The sequence below is a fragment of the Streptomyces sp. SID9727 genome, from assembly GCF_010550605.1.
Taxonomy (GTDB): Bacteria; Actinomycetota; Actinomycetes; order Streptomycetales; family Streptomycetaceae; genus Streptomyces.
Genome location: NZ_JAAGNI010000344.1, coordinates 1 through 265 on the forward strand (window position 1 = coordinate 1; position 265 = coordinate 265).

Genomic DNA, 265 nt, shown 5'->3' on the forward strand with positions numbered 1-265 from the left:
GCGGCGAACCGCCCGCGTTCGCCGAGGAGTGCGGGCCGCTGCGCCCGGTCGTGGAGTCGCTGCTGCGGCAGGATCCCACCGAGCGCCCCGACGTGGAGGAGCTGAGCGGCTGGCTGCGCTCCCTCGTACGGTCGGCGCCGGAGCCGGAGGCCGGGTTCGACGTCGTGCCGCTGCCCGCGGAGGACGCCACCCGGCTCCCCGTCGTCCGCCGGCGCGGCGAGCTCGTCCGCAAGCGGCGGTCCCGGCGCGGCGGAGGGACGCACGC

Annotated in this window: 1 protein-coding gene; it reads left to right on the top strand. The window is 79.2% G+C overall.

Annotated features, from left to right (window positions below; translation table 11 throughout):
• Positions 1-265, top strand: a 265-nt coding sequence (locus G3I41_RS23245) for a hypothetical protein (protein ID WP_164402326.1), incomplete at both ends; no start/stop codon positions are given.